Genomic DNA, 18264 nt, shown 5'->3' on the forward strand with positions numbered 1-18264 from the left:
GAATTATTCGTACAGTTCGGACCAAGCCAGTCGTTCTTCCAACCACTCATCCAAGTCCGATTCATCCAAGCCGGAAAGCATGGCACCGAGCTTAAGCTCCCCCTTTGCCAAAGCGATTACACCGAGAATGGCAGTAGTAGTTGGGCTGTCAATTTCTGAGTCTACGTCAATCAAGGCTAAGGCGTAGGCTTGCGCCCAAGCGCCGTCGTATTCGGCTTTCAACCACGCTGGCACTGCGGGATTGCCTTTGCGATAGCGTGCAATCTCTATGGTCGCCAACAATCCGTAAAAATTCCAATTGCGGGCTATCCTGCTGCTTGCAATTCGCACCAATTGAGGAATTGACGCGTAGGAAGCGATATCGACGTCACCTTGATGATGAAGCTCTTCCCATAGCTCATCCCATACATCAATTCCATCTTGCATCGACCGCAAGGCTACCGACGCATCATAGGGAACTCTGTAACCGCCGTGGAACTCTTGCCACTTTCTATCCTCAAGACTTAGCATGTATTAGGTGTCTTTCGTTTTTTGACTGACCGCTTCTGGCCGCTTGCCGCCTATCGCCGCATTTCACATTTTGACTCCTGATAGTTCCAGCGGCCACTATTGTCCAGGCATCGGTCAATTGCAATCTCACGCCAAGCCCATACCGACACAGCAGCAATACCCAGGAGCGCTCCGACCAAAAGAAAATTACGACTTCGTTTCATACTCGGTTTTTCCATTCCGTCTGCTCGTGGCCGGATTCAGCCGCAAGGGGAAGCTTCGGCACGACGACGCGCGACAGTGCATCAAAAATCCAGAAATACTCGCCGGGGCGTTACGTTGGCCGCGGCGAGCACCGGTCGTTTATGGCTTCACGAACTTGAGCGTCATGCGGTCGCTCTCGCCGATGGCTTGGTACCTGTCGCGATCAAGTGCGGCGTTGCTCAGGGTCGGCGGCAGCGCCCACACGCCGCCCTTATGGTCGGCCTTGTCCTTCGGATTGGCGTTGATCTCCGATTTGCCGGCAAGCTTGAAGCCGGCGCTCTCTGCCATATTGATCACATACGTCTGGTGGACATAGCCGCTCGTGGCCGTGGCATCTTGCTGCATCGATTCCGGCAGGCGGTGGTCAGTCACGCCCAGCACGCCGCCGGGCTTCAGGCTGATGTACAGCGCCTTGAACATATCCTTGACCTTGTCGTCGCCCATCTCGACGAAGTTGTGCACGTTGCGGAAGGTGAGCACCATGTCGACGCTGTTTGCCGGGGCGAAGTTGTAGATGGCCTTTTGCGGACTGAATGCACCCCGCACGACTTTGTCATAGACCGCCGGGTTGGACTCCAGCAAGGTCTTGGATATGGCGCCAGCGCTGATCAGCTTGCCGTCCGTGCGCAGGTAGGGCGCCAGGATCTCGGTGTACCAGCCGCCTTCCGGCTCCAGTTCGACCACTGTCATGGTCGGCTTGATACCGAAGAAAGTGAGCGTTTCGTAAGGATGGCGCCATCTATCGCGCGCCACGTTGGTGCTGCTCCGGTGGCTGGCTGCAATGGCCGTGCGCAGCTGGACATCGTCGGCCTTATCAGCGGCCGGCGCGAGGCCGGCCAGGCTGCACGCTAGCAAACCGGCGGCCAGATTGAATATCTTCATTGTGTCGTCTCCAGGGTCGAGGGCAGCAGCGCTATGCCGTGCCGCCTGGCAATCATCGACCATGCCATACTTGTCGTCAAGTTAACATTGCATGCATCGAAATGCGTTCGCGAGCGTACTGCCGACAATAGGTGGTCACGTCCTGGAACCTTTTCTCTGCCACTGGCCGGTAGTGGGCTATCGGAACTTTCACTGATCTGACAGTTCGTGTCAGTTCAAGTTTAAGCTGGTACACCTAATCATCCATCCCCTTCCCGCTTAAAATATCGGGAATGGCTTTAGCCACCCGCGCCGCGCGCGTCTTCGACTGTTTGGCCGACGAAAAATGCAGCAAATAAGCCCGCCTGCGCCCCGGCGTCAATGCCTCGAAAGCGCTGCGCAGGTCCTGCATTTCATCGAGCCTGGACTGGAATTCCTCCGGCACCGCAAACTCCTCGGTCTTCTTGAACTCGACCTTGACGCCGGACTGCTCCACCTTCAGCGCTTCCGCGATATACGCTTTCAACACGGTTCTCAGCTTGCGGATTTCCTCGACATCCTTGAAGCGCACCTGCCGCGCCGCTTGCACATTGTCGGTCTGCCGGATCAGGATGCCCTTGGCATCCTTCAGCAGCGCGCCCTTAAAAAAAAGCAGCGCACAATACTCCTTGAACGAGTGGATCAGCACCACGTTGCGCCCGTCCAGCGTATAGCATGGCACGCCCCACTTCACATCCTCGACAAGTCCGCCGTCGAGACAAATCGCCCGCAACGCGCGCACCTCGTCCACCCAATTCTTTAGCCGTTCCAGATAGGTGTCGACTTTCGGATTCAAGGTGTGCTCCGACATGGCTGGCCTCTCAATAAGTCCCGGGAAGAAGGATGTTGCGGTCGACATGCTGCAGATCGCGCAGACCGCAGAAGGCCATCGTCAGATCGGCCTCGTTGCGGATGATCTCCAGGCATTTGCTCACGCCCTGCTCGCCCATCGCACCCAGGCCATACAGGAACGGACGTCCAATATAAACGCCTTTCGCGCCCAGCGCCACGGCCTTGATCACATCCTGGCCGGAACGGATACCGCCGTCCATATGCACTTCGATCTGCTTGCCGACCGCCTCCACGATGGCGGGCAGCGCACCGATCGACGACTGCGCGCCATCGAGCTGACGGCCGCCGTGGTTGGAGACGATCAGCGCGTCGGCGCCGCTTTCGACTGCCAGCCGCGCGTCTTCCGCGTCCATGATGCCTTTGATGATCAACTTACCGCCCCAGCGCTGCTTGATCCACTCCACATCCTTCCACGACAGGCTCAGATCGAACTGCTGGCTGGTCCACGACGACAGCGACGACATATCCGACACCGACGTCGCATGGCCGACGATATTGCCAAAGCTGCGACGCTTGGTGCCCAGCATGCCAAAGCACCAGCGCGGCTTGGTGGCCAGGTTGATCATATTGGCGACAGTCAGTTTGGGCGGCGCCGACAGGCCATTGCGCAGATCCTTATGGCGCTGGCCGAGCACCTGCAAATCCAGCGTCAACACCAGCGCCGAGCAGCGCGCGGCCTTGGCGCGGTCGATCAGCCGGTTGATGAATTCCCGATCCTTCATCACGTAGAGCTGGAACCAGAAAGGCTTGCTGGTGTTGGCGGCGATGTCCTCGATCGAACAAATGCTCATCGTCGACAAGGTGAACGGCACGCCGAATTTTTCCGCAGCCTTGGCGGCGAGGATTTCGCCGTCGGCGTGCTGCATGCCGGTCAACCCGGTCGGCGCGAGGGCCACCGGCATCGTCACATGTTGGCCGACCATGCTGCTGGCCAGCGTGCGATTTTCCAGATTGACGGCGACCCGCTGGCGGAATTTGATCTTCGCGAAGTCTTCGTTATTGGCGCGGTAGGTCGATTCGGTCCAGGAGCCGGCATCGGCGTAATCGTAGAACATGCGCGGAACGCGCTTCTTGGCCAGAACGCGCAGGTCTTCGATACTGGTGATGATGGTCATGCGCACTCCTTGGGCGATAATCGATAAATCATCGGGCATTTTGGTGAAAATGCCAATAGGAATGTGGGACTACAAAGGCCTGTAAGGCAGGATAATCAAGGAGTTGATTTTCGCGCGAGCAGGTAGCGGCCAAACCAGCGGCCTACAACGGGCCAACCCCAAATAGCGCCGGCACAAAGCAAAAAGGCCTGAAGATTTCTCTTCAGGCCCTTCTACTTACGAATTTTGGTGCGGCTGGCAGGAATCGAACCCACGACCCCTTGGTTCGTAGCCAAGTACTCTATCCAGCTGAGCTACAGCCGCGAAAGACAACATTATAGCAGGGCAATCTCGAATCGAGAAGGTCAGAAAAGCGAAATGTTCACACATTATTTCATAGCGCAGAGGCCGCGTAAAAATGGTGGACCTGCCCCCCGGAGTTGTAAAGATAAAAGGCCTGAAGATTGCTCTTCAGGCCTTTCGTCTTACGAATTTTGGTGCGGCTGGCAGGAATCGAACCCACGACCCCTTGGTTCGTAGCCAAGTACTCTATCCAGCTGAGCTACAGCCGCGAAAAACAAGATTATAGCAGCGATTTCCTGATTAGAGAAGCATTCCTTTTAGGAAATTTACCGGCACTCTCGCGCAAAGCAAAAAGGCCTGAAGATTTCGCTTCAGGCCTCCCACTTACGAATTTTGGTGCGGCTGGCAGGAATCGAACCCACGACCCCTTGGTTCGTAGCCAAGTACTCTATCCAGCTGAGCTACAGCCGCGTTGGCAACATTATAAAGCATTAATTTCGTTTTGCAAAGTTCGATTTTTTCTATCGTTTAGTTGGCTGGTCGTACTGCAGACCAAATCAACTTCTTCGCAAAGCATTTGCTTCATGCTCTGTTGCACCTCTTTCAAGCGGCGTACCGTTCGAAAGAAGCAGCATTATAGGGACAGTTTTCGGACTTGTCTAGCCCACGCCGAATTCGGCCGCCGCCTTCGCCGACCACAACGCTTCGTTGTATGAAGGATACGGTATGCCGTAGCAATCGACCTGGCCGCCCTCCCCGATAAATTTCACCCACCAGCCCGCATCGTCGGAAATGATGCCGATATCGCCAGCCTTGCAGTGACTGGCAAGTTGCTCGTTTTGCTCCAGTACAACAATATTTACTTTCCGGTGTCGGACGACGGTAACCATGGCAAACCTCCCTGTTTGCGGCCTCTGCCGCTATGAACGCAGTGCCGCAGTGTATCCCACGGGCCCTGCCCAATGCGCTGCAACATAGATAAAAAATCTACGTTTTTCGCCTTATTCACCACTGTGATCTCCATCATCATCAATAAAAATTTGCATTCGATTGCGCGTTGCAGCATCATTGACCTGTCTCCTCTATTCTCCTCCAAGGAAATAGATTTAGCCCGCTCCTGTAGCGGGCTTTTTTTTTACCGTGTACGATTCGATCAGCTTTGCCTTTTCATAAGACAGATAACAGATCATAAACAGGCCGTCCACAACGTATGAATCGAACCGAATCCGCGCCGTTCCCTACCCCCGACTGGTCACGCACTGCCCTTGGCGATCGCGGCGGCTGGCCCCCTTGCCTGCGCCTGACGGTCGACATCCTGCTCAATTCGCCGCTGCCGATGGTGCTGATGTGGGGCCGCGAGCAAGTCATGGTCTACAACGACGCCTACGCCGCGCTGATCGGCTTGGCCAGTCTGCGCGCGCCCGGCGCCAACGTGCCGTCGATGCAGCCGGCCGCATGGAGCTGGAACAGCGCCGCCATCCGCCAGGCTTGGGAGGGCCGCAGCGCCAGCTACCTCGGCAACAACCTGCCGGTGTGGCGCAACGGCGGCGTCACGCAGTTGCCGCTGGACTTGTATTACACGCCGATCCGCGACGAAAGCGACAACGTGGCAGGCATCCTGTGCGCGCTGTCGCCGGCGCTGGCGACGCCGGCCGCATCCGTGGCCGACACTCGCCCGCTGCGCCTGCTCGTGGTCGAGGATAACGCCGACGCCCGCTACCTGGTGTGCGAAACGCTGCGCGCGCTCGGCCACGAGGTGCATCCGGCCGCCTCCGGCGAGGAGGCGCTGCCGGAATTGTCGCGCCAGTCGTTCGACGTGCTGTTCACGGACGTCAGCCTGCCCGGCATGTCCGGCGTCGACCTGGCACGCCGGGCACTGCAGCAGTTGCCGGGGCTGGAACTGATGTTCGCCTCGGGCTACGGCGACGAGTTGACCCGCCATCTGGAGTTTCCGGCAAGATCGTTGCAAAAACCATACGACATCGAACAACTGCAGAGCGCACTCGACCAAATCAGCCAGCGTCTGCGCGAACCGGCCCCGTGATAGCGGCCCGGCGATCGCGCGCCGGACTTCGATAGCGTCAACCGTGCGGTGCCGGCGTTGGCAAAGCGTTACAATGTAGACACCGTAAACCGTCAAGCGTGAGCCTGGCGACCCTGCGGCCGCCACCTGGCGGCACAGGCCGCGCGGCAGCCTGAAGTGACACATGATTCTTCCCAACGAGCCCAACGACGTCATCGCGCCCGCCCCCCTGGCGAGCGACGCCATGCTCATCAGCGCGCCAAGCGCCCACGAGGAGTTGCTGAACGCGCGCGAAGCATTGCGCCAAAGCCAACTCGAATTGCGCGCGCTGGCCAATTCCATGCCGCAACTGGCCTGGATCGCCGAGCAGGACGGCACCATGATCTGGTACAACCAGCGCTGGTACGACTACACCGGCACCACGCCCGAGCAAATGGTCGCCGGCGGCTGGCGCGATGTCTACGCCCCCGATTGCCTGGACGCGATGCTCGATCTGTGGGAACAGTGCCGCGCCAGCGGCGTCCCGTTCGAACTGGAAGTACCCATCCGCAGCGCCGACGGCGAGTTCCGCTGGTTCCTCACCCGCGCCAACCCGGTGCACGGCAGCAACGGACTAATCCTGCGCTGGTTCGGCACCTGCACCGACGTCGATCAGGTCAAGCGGGCGCAGGAAGCGCTGCGCGATGAAACCGCCGTGCTTGAACTGGTCAACCGCACCGGCACCGCGCTGGCGTCCACCCGCAACTTGCATCCACTGTTGCAGGAACTGACCGACGCCGCCACCAGCATCAGCGGCGCGCGCTTTGGCGCCTTTTTCCATCAAGGCCTGGACGGCGACGGCGCGGCGGCCCTGCTGCACACGCTGTCGAGCGGGGCGCCAGCCGGTTTCGCCGACTTCGGCGCGCCGCGCGCGGCCGCCCTGCTCGGTCCGAACATGAGCGGCAAGGGGCCGCTGCGCAGCGACGACCTGCAAGCCGAGTCGCGCCAGGCGGCGCCCGGCCAGCCGGCGGTGCGCAGCTATCTTGCCGTGCCGGTGGCGCTGAGCTCGGGCGCGGTGATCGGTTGCCTGTGCTTCGGCCATCCGGAACCGGGCATGTTTTCCGAACGCACCGAGCGCATCATCGGCGGCGTGGCCGCCCAGGCCGCCATCGCGATCGACAACGCCCGCCTTTACCATGCCGCCCAGCAGGCGGCCGAGGAGCGCAAGGTATTGCTCGACAGCGAGCGCCAGGCGCGCGCCGAGGCCGAGCGCACCAGCCAGATGAAGGACGAATTCCTGGCCACGTTGTCGCACGAGCTGCGCACGCCGCTGACGGCCATCCTGGGCTGGGCCCAGGTGCTGCGCCGGGGCAGCCGCGACCAGGCCGACCTGCACCGCGGCCTGCAAACCATCGAACGCAACGCCCGCGCGCAGGCGCAGCTGATCGAGGATTTGCTCGACATGAGCAGCATCGCCTCCGGCAAGGTGCAGCTTGAAATGCTGTCGCTGTCGCCGTCGGCGATCGCCGCCGCCGCCATCGAGACGGTGCGCCCGGCCGCCCAGGCCAAGCACATCCACCTGCACACCGAATTCGAGGCGCTGGCCGGCATGGTCGCCGGCGACGCCAACCGCTTGCAGCAAATCATCTGGAACCTGCTGACCAACGCCATCAAGTTCACCCCGCACGGCGGCACGGTCACGGTCGGCGTGCGGCGCGAAGCCGACCAGATCGCCATCTTCGTGCGCGACACCGGCATCGGCATCGCGCCCGGCTTTATCGCCCACGTGTTCGAACGCTTCCGCCAGGCCGACGCCACCACCACGCGCCAGCACGGCGGACTGGGGCTGGGACTGTCGATCGTTAAGCATCTGGTCGAGCAGCATGGCGGCACCGTCAGCGCCGAGAGCGCCGGCGAAGGATTGGGCGCCTGCTTCACGGTGCGCTTGCCGCGCCGCACGGGGAAAAACGAGGCGGCCGCCGGCGCCGGCGGCAACGGCGTGGTTTCTGCTGCAACGCATGATCTATCCGGATTGCAAGTGTTGGTTGTAGACGACGAAGACGACGCCCGCGAGTTGATCAAACGCATACTTAATGACTGCAACGCCGACGTCCTGACAGCCGCCACCGCCACCGAAGCGCTCAGTTTGCTTCAGCACGCGCGGCCCGATTTGATGGTCAGCGACCTGGGCATGCCGGAAGTCGACGGCTATGGCCTGCTCGACCGCATCCGCGCGCTGGGCCCGGCGCACGGCGGCAATTTGCCGGCCATCGCGCTGACAGCGTTTGCACGCTCGGAGGACCGGGTGCGCGCCCTGTCGAGCGGCTTCATGGCGCATATTTCAAAGCCGGTAGAGCCCAGCGAGCTCATTTCCAAAGTCGCGGCGATGGGCGCGGCGCACCGCCACGCGTGATATCCTGTAGTCAACAGCGGAGAAACTGCGATGACGCACGATAAACAGGGGTAATCAATATTGCCACTCGGTACATATTTCCTCCTACCTTAAGACGCGGCACTGTCCTACAAGCAATCCGGAGAAGCCTTGTTACACTACAAAAATTCGCCGGATCGGGTTACAATTATTTCCGTGCAGCAATAAGTTACAGATGTGTGCGCCGCAGCACAGCGGTTTGCTATATTATCGATTTATTATGGGCGTTTCCCCGGCCATTCCGGCCGTTTTAAGAGACAGACAGAGACAAATATGCCGAGCCGAGACGAAATTCTACACGCCAAGATTCTGGTGGTGGATGACAGTGCCGACAACGTCGACCTGATGCTGGAGATCCTGCGCGAAGCCGGTTATACCAATGTCGCGTCGACGATGCTGCCAGAACAGGTGTGCCCGATGCACCGCCAGCAGTGCTATGACTTGATTTTGCTCGATCTGCAAATGCCGGGACTCAATGGTTTCCAGGTCATGAAGGGCCTGAAGGAGATCGAACAAGGCGGCTACCTGCCGGTGCTGGCCTTGACCGCCCAACCAAGTTTCAAGATCGCCGCGCTGGAAGCTGGCGCGCGCGACTTCATCAGCAAACCGTTCGACCTGCTCGAGGTGCACAAACGCATCCACAACATGCTCGAGGTGCGCCTGCTGTACAAGGAACTGGCGCAGTACAGCCGCCAGCAGCAGGAACTGGCGCTGCACGATCCGCTGACCGGGCTGCCGAACCGCCGCCTGCTCGAGGACCGTATCGCCACCGTGCTGCAACATGCGACGCGCCAGCAGAACAAGGCGGCGGTCATGTATCTTGACCTGGACGGCTTCAAGGCCATCAACGACACCCACGGCCACGCCACCGGCGACGACATCCTTAAAATGGTGGCGCAGCGCCTGGTCGGATGCGCCCGCAAGGAAGACACCGTCGCGCGCGTCGGCGGCGACGAATTCGTCATCGTCATGGGCAATATCGCGCACCTGGGCGATACCCAGGAACCTGCCAGCAAGCTGATCGAGGCGGTTTCCGAGCCTTACATCATTAATGGCCTGACCTTGCAGCTGTCGACCAGTATCGGCATCGGCATTTTCCCGGACGACGCCGACGAGGTCGCCTCGGTGATCGCCATGGCCGACGCCGCGCTGTACGAGGCCAAGCGCTCGGGCAAGAACCGCAGCTGCACCGCGCAAACGCTGCGCAACCAGCCGACCCGGCAACACGTCAGGTCGCCGGCACCGGCCTGAAAGCCACGCGGTAAAAAAAAGGGCGGGTAATATACCCGCCCTTCTGCTGTCTGCGCCACATGGCAAGCGAGCGCGCGACCATACGCGGCGCGCGCTACCCTTCCCTGGCCGGCGATTAGTGCTCGGCGACCTTTTGCTTGGCGCCGGACTTGCTGCCTTCGTCCACATTATTGGCGTGCTGATGGTCGGCTTTGGCGTTGACCATGTCCGGCGGAACCTCGATGCGGGTAATGCCCGAATCGACCGAGACCGGATCGCTGGCCGGGAACGTCATCTCGATGCCGCCATCAAGCAGCGTTTCCTTGGCCTGCTCTTCCGGGGTTTCCTGCTCATGGTCGGCCAGCGTGGCGATGGCTTGCGCCCACTTGACGAATTCCAGCTTGGACAGGTCGCGCACGCTGTGCACGTCGAATGCCTGGGCCAACGCTTTGGCGTCCTTGGGGCTGATGCCGCGCAAGGCGCTCACCGGCGCTTCGGCCAAGGCCCTGAAACTCAGCCCTAAATATTCCTTGTCGACGATGGTATCGATATTCATGATGTTTTTCCTTTAGTGGGGTTACGTGTGCACTGTGACAGGCGCGCAACGAAGGGTCTGTGCGGAATCAAACATTGGCGTTCTGGACTACTGCTGAGGTTCGATTGCCTCGCGGGCTTTTGACATTCATATAGGCAATTGCTATGATCCCCGAATGCTTCTCTGGCTGCGTTAACGCCGCGAAGATTTCGCAGTATCAGCATGAGCAGAGACCCCGTGCCTAAAATAGAAAAACCAAAAATCCTCGTGGTCAACGACGACGCGAACAGCCTGTTCGCGCTGACCAGCTTGCTTGCCCAATGGGCCGAGCAGGAATCCTACGAGGTGCTGGCCGCGCGTTCCGGACAGGAAGCGCTGCGCCAGGTGCTGATGCACGACTTCGCCGTGATTTTGCTCGACGTTAATATGCCCGGCATGGACGGTTTCGAGACGGCCGAGGCGATCCACCAGCGCGCCCGCTCGGCCGACATTCCGATCATTTTCATCACCGCCTTCCTCGCGGACGAGCTCGACCGTTTGAAGGCTTACCAGCGCGGCGCCGTCGACTTTCTGTTCACGCCGGTGATCCCGCAGATCCTGTACGCCAAGATCGCCGTGTTTGTCGCACTAGCGGTCAAGAACGAGGAATTGAAGAAGCAGGCGCGCCAGCTCAGCCAGCGCACCACCGAACTGACCGCCACCAATAAACGGCTAACGCGCGAGATCGAGGAGCGGCAGGTGGCCGAACGGCAAAACCACGCCAAGGACGAGTTCCTGGCAATGCTCGGCCATGAATTGCGCAACCCGCTCAGCGCCATCAGCAGCGCGGCGTCGCTGATCGGCCTGCCTGGCGTGTCCACCGACGGCGTCCAGCGCGCCAAGAAGATCATCCAGCGCCAGAGCCAGCACCTGGGCCGCATCGTCGACGACCTGCTCGACCTGTCGCGCGCCATGTCCGGCAAGATTTTGCTCAACCGTGCGCCGCTGGACCTGTCGGCGCTGGTCGCGCACACGCTCGAGACCTTCCGCGCCACCGGCCGCAGCGGCGACTACCAGCTGATCCAGGATCTCGATCCCGGCTGGATCGAGGGCGACCCGACCCGGCTCGAGCAAATCGCCAGCAACCTGATCGACAACGCCCTTAAATACACGCCGCCCGGCGGACGCATCGAAGTGCGCACCTGGACCGAGAACGACGACGTCGTACTGAGCGTGCGCGACACCGGCGTCGGCATCTCGGCCGACCTGTTGCCGCATGTATTCGACGTCTTCGTCCAGGGCTCGAGCACGCTGGACCGGGCGCAAGGCGGCCTGGGCATCGGCCTGTCGCTGGTGCGCCGCCTGACCGAGTTACACGGCGGCAGCATCGAGGCGGAAAGCAAAGGGCCCGGCGGCGGCAGCACCTTCACGCTGCGCATGCCGCGCATCGAACACCAGATCGCGCCCGCCCCTGCGCCGTCGCCGGCCGCGCAGGAGCGCGAGCACGGCAAACCGAGCGTGCTGCTGATCGAGGACAACGAGGACGGCCGCGAAATGATGGCCATGATGCTCAGCTGCTACGGCTACGAGGTGCGCTACGCCGAGGACGGCCTGCGCGGGCTGGAGGTGGCGACGCAGTTCCGGCCGGACCTGGCGCTGGTCGATATCGGCCTGCCCGGCATCGACGGCTACGAGGTGGCGCGCCGGCTGCGCGCCGACCCGGCCACGCGCGACATCAAACTGATCGCGCTGACCGGCTATGGTCTGGCCGAGGACCTGCGGCGGGTGCTCGACGCCGGCTTCGACCGCCATCTGGTCAAGCCGGTCGACATCGACCACCTGATGGAAGTGATCGGCAGCTGCACCGAACTGCCGGTCAAATAACAAGTAGAAAAGCGCGGCGGCAGCCGCGCCACGGTGCGCCATGCTTTGCGAAGCTCGGGTATCATCCGAAAACGATAAGTCTGCCGGGAAAAAACGGTTACCCACCGCAACTCCGGTCCGCTAACATCACTTCAGAGAAAACCATGTCCTTACCGGCTCCACAAGAAGATCAGGACGCGCTACGCAGCGCGGATTTGAGCGAACTGCTCGGCCACGTCCATACGTGTTGGGATAACGAAAGGCGCTCGCTGTCGCGCCAGCTGCACGACAGCCTGGGCTCGTCGCTGACGGCGCTGACCATGCATCTGGGCCTGCTGATGCAAAAAATGCCGCAGGAGCCTGCGCTGCAGGACCGCGCCGCGCACATGAAGCAGTTGCTGATGCAGATCGTCGAGACCAACCGCCAGATGCAGCTCAAGCTGTGGAACGACAAGCTGGAGTTTCTCGGCGTGCGCGTGGCGCTGGGCGAGCTGGTCGAGCAGTTCGGCGAACAACGCCAGATCACGGCCCGCTGCAGCCTGCCCGATGACGAACTCGATTGCCCGCGCAGCCACGGCATCGTGCTGCTGCACACGCTGGAGGAAGCGCTGCGCAACATCGCCACGCACGCCAACGCGACCGAAGTGGACGTGATTGTCGACGACAACGAGGACGAGGTCATGATGACCGTCAAGGACAATGGCGTTGGCCTGGGTGGCCCGACGACGCCAGCGCCGGGGCAGTCGAACGGCAAGTACGGCTTGCGCATGGCGCGCGAGCGGGCCGCCTATCTGGGCGGCACGCTGACGCTGTCGGCCGGCGCCAACGGCGGCGTCACGTTGACGATGATTTTGCCGAAGCCTGCCAACGCGCAATAACGCCGGCGCCGATCAGCCATGGCGCGGTCGGCTCAATGCAACTTCACCAGCGGCGTGCTGCGCTTGATCAGGAAACGGGCCACCGCCAGCACGCCGGTACGTATCGTCCCCAGCACGGCCCGGTGGTGCATCAAGTGCAAGCTGGTGTACATCAGCCGCGCGACAAAACCGTCGACAAACCAGCTCAAGCCCTTGAGCGAACCCATCAAGCTGCCCACCGAATTGGTCTGCCCGAACGACACCAGCGAACCGTAATCGCGGTACACATACGGATGGCTGCGCGGCGGCTTGCCCTTCTGCTGACGCACGAAGGTGGTCACCAGATAATCTGCCTGCTGGTGCGCGGCCTGCGCGCGCGGCGGCACCAGCTTGCCGTCCGGCCCGGCGCACGCGGCGCAATCGCCTAGCGCGTAGATATAGTCGAATCCCTTGACCGCCAGATCCGGACCGACATCGATCTGCCCCGATCTCGTCGTCGGCAACCCCAGCTCCTTGAGGAAATCGGGCGCCTTGATGCCGGCCGCCCACACCACGATCTGCGCCGGATAGCTCACATCGCCGGCGCTGACGTGCGTGGCCGATATCGCCGTCACCCGGGTATTGGTGGCCACGTTGACCGCGCGCTGATGCAGCAGTTCCAGCGCCGCCGCCGATACCTTTTCCGGCAGCGGCGCCAGGATGCGCGGCGCGCCCTCGATCAGGGTGATGCGCACGTCGCGTTCGGCCTGCAACTGGCGGAAGCCGTAGGCGGCATAGACCCCGCTGGCCTCGCGCAGTTCCGCCGCCAGCTCGACACCGGTGGCGCCGCCGCCGATGATGACGACATCGACGCCGGCATCGGGCTGCGCGCTCTTGTTCAACGACGCCAGGGTCAGCAGCTTGAGCAAGGTCAGCCTGAAGCGCTCGGCGTCTTCGGTGGCGTTGAGTGAAATGGTATGTTCGGCCGCGCCAGGCACGCCGAAATAGTTGGAGGTGCTGCCGACGGCCACCACCAGCGAGTCGAAGCGGATTTGCCGCTCGGGCAGGATCAATTCGTTGGCCGGTTCCCGGCCGTGTATCGCACCGACAGTCAGCAGCCGCTGCGCGGCGTCCAGCGCCACCATCGGGCCATACGCAAACGTGAAACCATTGTCGTGGGCCAGCATTTGGTACGACAAGCCTTCCTGGTTGACGTCCAGGGTTCCGGCGGCAACCTCGTGCAACGATGGCTTCCACACATGGGAAAGCCGGCTGTCGACCAGCATCACCGCTTCCGGCCCCAGCTTGCGACCCAGTTTGCAGGCGAGCTCGAGCCCGCCCGCACCGCCGCCTACAATGATTATTTTGCTATGCAAATGTTTCTCCTTGTAGCGGCGGCGTGCGCCGCATGAAGATGTTATCGGTCGTGACCGTTGCCGTTGCCATGTCCGTTGCCGTGGCCCTTACCGTTGCCATGGCCCTTGCCATTGCCACGGTCGTCGTCGCGGCGGTCGTCACGGCGGTCATCGCGGCGGTCGTCGTGGCGGTCGCCGCCACCGTGGCGAGTGCGATAGGCCGGCGCGTATTGGTTGTTATACCAGCTATCTTGAACAAAATACACTGGCTGACCGCAAGCGTTGTAAGCGGCGCAGTGCTTCGACCATTTCTTGGCGTGGCCAGGCGGCACACGCAGATAGATCGGCGCGCGTTCGACGTAGTGCGTCGGACGCTGGACGACGATCGGCTCGCGGTAAATTACCTGCGGTTGGGGATAGTCGCCGATATCGATGCGACCGTAAAACCCCGGCTGGCCGACACTGACCGAGACGTTGGTGCTGGCCGCGAAGGCGCTGGTGGACAAAACCAGCAAGCTGGCCGCAATGAGTTTGGTTTTCATGATGTGCCCCATATTCTTATGTATTACCGAGCGAAGTTGCTCAGGGAACATATTAACAAGTCCCCCGAACTATTTCCGTACGCTAACGTACATACTTTCAGGCAAGTAGCCATTGCCAATCGGCGACGCACCGGCATACAATAATGGTTCGAGTCCTAACCATTAGCAGGCAAATCATATGTCCTCTATCGAAGAGCGCTTTTCCGCCGCCCTGCACGGCAGCGCCCGTGCCTGGCGCCAGGCCATCGACCGCCGTCTGCGCCATCTCGGCATCAGCCAGGCCAGCTGGATGGCCATCGCGCTCACTGCCAAGGAAAAAACCGCGCCGTCGCAAACGCAGCTGGCCGCCCGCGTCGGCGTCGAAGACCCGACCATGGTCGCCACCATCGACCGTCTGGTCAAGGCCGGCTACATGCTGCGCACCCCGTCCGAAACCGACCGCCGCGTCAAACTGCTGAGCCTGACCGAAGCGGGCCAGCAGATCTATCTGACCGTCAAAAACGAAGCCAAAGTGGTGCGCGAAGACCTGCTGGGCAAGACCGATCCAGCCGTGCTGCGCATCGTCACCGAATTCCTCGAAGCGCTGCAAACCGACATCGAGTCCGCTCCATGAGCTCTGGCGTGGCGCTCAACCGCCGCATGATCACCGTCTCGATCATGCTCGCGACCATCATCCAGGCGCTCGACGGCACCATCGCCAACGTCGCTCTGCCGCACATGCAAGGCAGCCTGTCGGCCTCGCAGGACCAGATCACCTGGGTGCTGACCTCGTTCATCGTCGCCACCGCGATTGCCACGCCGCTCACCGGCTGGATGTGCGACCGTTTCGGCCAAAAGAACATCTTCCTGACCGCCGTGGCCGGCTTTACCATCGCCTCGGTGCTGTGCGGCTTGTCCAGCTCGCTCACAGAGATCGTTGCCGCGCGCATGTTGCAAGGCGTGTTCGGCGCCGCGCTGGTGCCGCTGTCGCAAGCCACCTTGCTCGACATCAATCCGCGCGAGAAACACGGCTCGGCCATGGCCGTCTGGGGCATGGGCGTGATGATCGGCCCCATCCTCGGCCCCACCCTGGGCGGCTGGCTGACCGACAGCTACAACTGGCGCTGGGTGTTCTTCATCAACGTGCCGGTCGGCGCGCTGGCCTTCTACGGCATCTGGCGCTACATCGCCCGCACCGCCGCGCCGCGCAAGATGCGCTTCGACGCCTTCGGCTTCGTCACGCTCAGCCTGGCCATCGGCGCGCTGCAGATGCTGCTCGATCGCGGCGAGCAGAACGACTGGTTCGCCGCCCCCGAGACCTGGATCGAGGCCATCCTGATGACGCTCAGCTTTGCCTGGTTCGCCATCCACACCGCCATGCGCCCGGCCGGACAGTCGTTCTTCGATTACCGGCTGCTACGCAACGCCAACTACGTCGGCGGCCTGCTGTTCATTTTCATCGTCGGCATGGTGCTGTTCGCCACGCGCGCGCTGACGCCGACCATGCTGCAAAGCCTGATGGGCTACCCGGCCGCCGTCGCCGGCCTGGTGACCGCCCCGAGCGGCCTGGGCACGATGCTCGCGATGATGCTGGTCGGCCGCCTGGTCGGGCGCATCGACCTGCGCCTGCTGCTCGGCGCCGGCTTCGCCATCACCGCTTTCTCGCTGTGGCAGATGACGCGCTACACGCTGGTGCTGTCGCAAAGCGACATCATCTGGCCCGGCGTGATCCAGGGGCTGGGACTGGGGCTGGTGTTCGTGCCGCTGAGCGCGGCCACCTTCGCCACCTTGTCGCCGGAGATGCGGGCCGAGGGCACCGCCATCTACAGCCTGATGCGCAACATCGGCAGCTCGATCGGCATCGCGCTGGTGCAGACGCTGCTGGTGCGTAACACGCAGACCATGCACAGCGCGCTGGCCGAGAAGATCACCACCGCCAACCCCGCGTTGCTGGACAACCTGGCCACGCCGCAGGCCGCCACCTTGCTCAACAACGAGATCACGCGCCAGGCGTCGATGATCGCCTATGTCGACGACTTCTGGCTGATGCTGATCCTGACGCTGGCCGTATTGCCGCTGCTGCTGTTGATCCGTCCCGCCAAAAACCAGGCGCCCGGCGAGGCGGCGATGGCTGCCCACGCGGACTAACCATAGGACTTCCACATGAAACTACTACCGCACAAGCTGCTGCCGATGGCCTGCGCGCTGGCGCTGCTGGCCAGCTGCGCCCACATCGGCGCCGACACGCATCCGGCGCAACGGCGCGACGCCGCCACCGCCCAGCTCCCGGCCGACATCAAACTAGCGCGCGAAGGCTGGCCCGAGGCGCAATGGTGGACCGGCTATCATGACGAACAACTGAACGCGCTGATGGTGCGCGCCCTCGCCTCCGGGCCCAGCCTGGAAGTGGCGGCGGCCCGCACCGGCAGCGCGCGCGCGGCGCTGTCGCGCAGCGCCGCCGATGTCGGCGTCGACGTCTCGGCCTACGCCAACGCCAACCGCCAGCGCTACTCGGGCACCGGCCTGTTCCCGGCGCCGATCGGCGGCGCCTACTTCACCTCCGAAACCCTTCGGCTCGACGTGCGTTACAACTTCGACTGGTGGGGCAAGAACCGCGCGCAGGTGGCCGCCGCCATCGGCAGCCTCAATGCCGACCGCGCCGCCTACGCCGAAGCCGAACAGCTGCTGGCGGCCCAGATCGCGCAAAGCTACTTCCGGCTGCAAGGCGGCTGGGCGCGCATGGCAAATCTCGATGGACTGGCCGCCGCGCAGCAGGCGCTGGTGCGCGACAAGGAACGGCGCATCGCGCGCGGCCTGGCCACCGCCGACGAACAGCGCGCGGCCGAAGCGGACCTGAGCCTGATCCGCAAGCAGCAGGCGCAACTCGACGCCGACATCGGCCACGAGCGCGAAGCGCTGCGCGCGCTGGCTGGCGCCGACAACGATGCGCTGGCCGATCTCAAGCCGCAGGCGGCGGCCGACGTCCCGCACGCGTTGCCGGCGCGCCTGGGCATCGAACTGCTGGCACGCCGTCCCGACCTGCAGGCGGCGCGCTGGAAGGTGGAATCGTCGCTCAGCAGCATCGACGCGGCCAAGGCGGCCTTCTACCCCGACATCAACCTGACCGGGTCGATCGGCCTCGATACGGTCAAGGTCGAGAACCTGCTGCAGGCGGCCAGCCGCACCCTGTATCTTGGCCCGACATTGACGTTGCCACTGTTCGACAGCCGCCGGCTCGACGCCCAACTCGACAGCGCCCGCAGCGCGCGCGACGAGCGCATCGCCGAATACAACGCGGCCATCGTCGACGCGGTGCGCGAGGTGGCGCAGGACGGCGTGCAGTTGCGCGGCATCGAGCGCCAGATCGCGCAGCAGGACGCGGCCACCGGCGCCGCCCGCGCGCAGCTGGCGTCGGCGCAGGCGCGCTTCGACCACGGCCTGGCCGACAACAGCGCGCTGCTGGCCGCGCGCATGGCGCTGCTCAAGCAGCAGGACGCCGACCTGTATCTGCGCCAGGTGCAAAGACTGGCCGAAGTCGCCCTGACCAACGCGCTCGGCGGCGGCTACCGCGAACAAGTGCCCCTGGCGACCGTTATCAAATAATCGAAAG

Annotated in this window: 16 protein-coding genes and 3 tRNA genes; 8 read left to right on the forward strand and 11 right to left on the reverse strand. The window is 62.5% G+C overall.

From position 1 onward, the window contains the following. Window positions 1-3: 3 nt before the first annotated feature. The 8 genes from ACZ0BA_RS11730 to ACZ0BA_RS11765 form a co-directional block, all read right to left on the reverse strand. Window positions 4-510, reverse strand: coding sequence for a hypothetical protein (locus tag ACZ0BA_RS11730; RefSeq protein ID WP_463451452.1), 507 nt, complete (start codon window positions 508-510; stop codon window positions 4-6). Window positions 511-852: 342 nt separating this feature from the next. Beyond that, window positions 853-1635 (reverse strand): class I SAM-dependent methyltransferase, encoded by a 783-nt coding sequence (locus tag ACZ0BA_RS11735; protein ID WP_463451453.1) that lies wholly within the window; start codon window positions 1633-1635, stop codon window positions 853-855. Window positions 1636-1870: 235 nt separating this feature from the next. Next, window positions 1871-2449 carry a YdeI/OmpD-associated family protein gene (locus ACZ0BA_RS11740; protein ID WP_463451454.1) on the reverse strand — a complete coding sequence of 193 codons (579 nt, stop codon included), beginning with the start codon at window positions 2447-2449 and terminating at the stop codon, window positions 1871-1873. 25 nt (window positions 2450-2474) lie between these two features. Further along, window positions 2475-3620, reverse strand: a complete 1146-nt coding sequence (locus ACZ0BA_RS11745) for an alpha-hydroxy acid oxidase (RefSeq protein ID WP_463451455.1) — start codon at window positions 3618-3620, stop codon at window positions 2475-2477. Window positions 3621-3846: 226 nt separating this feature from the next. After that, window positions 3847-3923: transfer RNA gene (locus tag ACZ0BA_RS11750), tRNA-Arg, on the reverse strand. 171 nt (window positions 3924-4094) lie between these two features. Next, window positions 4095-4171, reverse strand: a tRNA-Arg gene (locus ACZ0BA_RS11755). A gap of 125 nt (window positions 4172-4296) precedes the next feature. Next, window positions 4297-4373: transfer RNA gene (locus tag ACZ0BA_RS11760), tRNA-Arg, on the reverse strand. Between the two features lie 188 nt (window positions 4374-4561). Continuing rightward, on the reverse strand, window positions 4562-4792 hold the full coding sequence (locus ACZ0BA_RS11765; protein WP_463451456.1) for a hypothetical protein: 231 nt from the start codon (window positions 4790-4792) through the stop codon (window positions 4562-4564). 320 nt (window positions 4793-5112) lie between these two features. Here ACZ0BA_RS11765 and ACZ0BA_RS11770 point away from each other — a divergent pair, with 320 nt between their 5' ends. The 3 genes from ACZ0BA_RS11770 to ACZ0BA_RS11780 all read left to right on the forward strand — a co-directional run bounded on the left by ACZ0BA_RS11770 (window position 5113) and on the right by ACZ0BA_RS11780 (window position 9586). Beyond that, entirely contained in the window at window positions 5113-5946 is an 834-nt protein-coding gene (locus ACZ0BA_RS11770) for a response regulator (protein ID WP_463451457.1), read from the forward strand. A gap of 163 nt (window positions 5947-6109) precedes the next feature. After that, window positions 6110-8317, forward strand: a complete 2208-nt coding sequence (locus tag ACZ0BA_RS11775; protein WP_463451458.1) for a hybrid sensor histidine kinase/response regulator — start codon at window positions 6110-6112, stop codon at window positions 8315-8317. A gap of 291 nt (window positions 8318-8608) precedes the next feature. After that, on the forward strand, window positions 8609-9586 hold the full coding sequence (locus tag ACZ0BA_RS11780; RefSeq protein WP_463451459.1) for a diguanylate cyclase domain-containing protein: 978 nt from the start codon (window positions 8609-8611) through the stop codon (window positions 9584-9586). A gap of 115 nt (window positions 9587-9701) precedes the next feature. Here the strand turns inward: ACZ0BA_RS11780 and ACZ0BA_RS11785 are convergent, their stop codons facing one another. After that, window positions 9702-10121 (reverse strand): hypothetical protein, encoded by a 420-nt coding sequence (locus tag ACZ0BA_RS11785; protein WP_463451460.1) that lies wholly within the window; start codon window positions 10119-10121, stop codon window positions 9702-9704. A gap of 201 nt (window positions 10122-10322) precedes the next feature. Between ACZ0BA_RS11785 and ACZ0BA_RS11790 the strand changes: the two genes are divergently transcribed. Both ACZ0BA_RS11790 and ACZ0BA_RS11795 read left to right on the forward strand, forming a co-directional pair. Continuing rightward, on the forward strand, window positions 10323-11963 hold the full coding sequence (locus ACZ0BA_RS11790) for a response regulator (RefSeq protein ID WP_463451461.1): 1641 nt from the start codon (window positions 10323-10325) through the stop codon (window positions 11961-11963). Window positions 11964-12106: 143 nt separating this feature from the next. Further along, window positions 12107-12820 (forward strand): sensor histidine kinase, encoded by a 714-nt coding sequence (locus ACZ0BA_RS11795; RefSeq protein WP_463451462.1) that lies wholly within the window; start codon window positions 12107-12109, stop codon window positions 12818-12820. Between the two features lie 32 nt (window positions 12821-12852). Here the strand turns inward: ACZ0BA_RS11795 and ACZ0BA_RS11800 are convergent, their stop codons facing one another. Beyond that, on the reverse strand, window positions 12853-14154 hold the full coding sequence (locus ACZ0BA_RS11800) for an NAD(P)/FAD-dependent oxidoreductase (RefSeq protein ID WP_463451463.1): 1302 nt from the start codon (window positions 14152-14154) through the stop codon (window positions 12853-12855). 41 nt (window positions 14155-14195) lie between these two features. Next, window positions 14196-14675: a hypothetical protein gene (locus ACZ0BA_RS11805; RefSeq protein ID WP_463451464.1), complete on the reverse strand. Its 480-nt coding sequence runs from the start codon at window positions 14673-14675 to the stop codon at window positions 14196-14198. A 178-nt stretch (window positions 14676-14853) separates the two neighbouring features. Here ACZ0BA_RS11805 and ACZ0BA_RS11810 point away from each other — a divergent pair, with 178 nt between their 5' ends. From ACZ0BA_RS11810 to ACZ0BA_RS11820, 3 genes are read left to right on the forward strand one after another with little or no spacing between them, the layout of a single operon-like run. After that, the gene (locus ACZ0BA_RS11810; protein ID WP_463451465.1) at window positions 14854-15288 is read left to right on the forward strand and encodes a MarR family winged helix-turn-helix transcriptional regulator; all 435 of its coding nucleotides are present in this window, start codon (window positions 14854-14856) and stop codon (window positions 15286-15288) included. Continuing rightward, window positions 15285-16802, forward strand: a complete 1518-nt coding sequence (locus ACZ0BA_RS11815; RefSeq protein ID WP_463451466.1) for an MDR family MFS transporter — start codon at window positions 15285-15287, stop codon at window positions 16800-16802. The genes ACZ0BA_RS11810 and ACZ0BA_RS11815 overlap by 4 nt, the downstream gene beginning before the upstream one ends. Window positions 16803-16817: 15 nt before the next feature. Then, window positions 16818-18257 carry an efflux transporter outer membrane subunit gene (locus tag ACZ0BA_RS11820; RefSeq protein ID WP_463451467.1) on the forward strand — a complete coding sequence of 480 codons (1440 nt, stop codon included), beginning with the start codon at window positions 16818-16820 and terminating at the stop codon, window positions 18255-18257. Window positions 18258-18264: the final 7 nt, after the last annotated feature.

The organism is Duganella sp. AC917 (genome assembly GCF_979258245.1).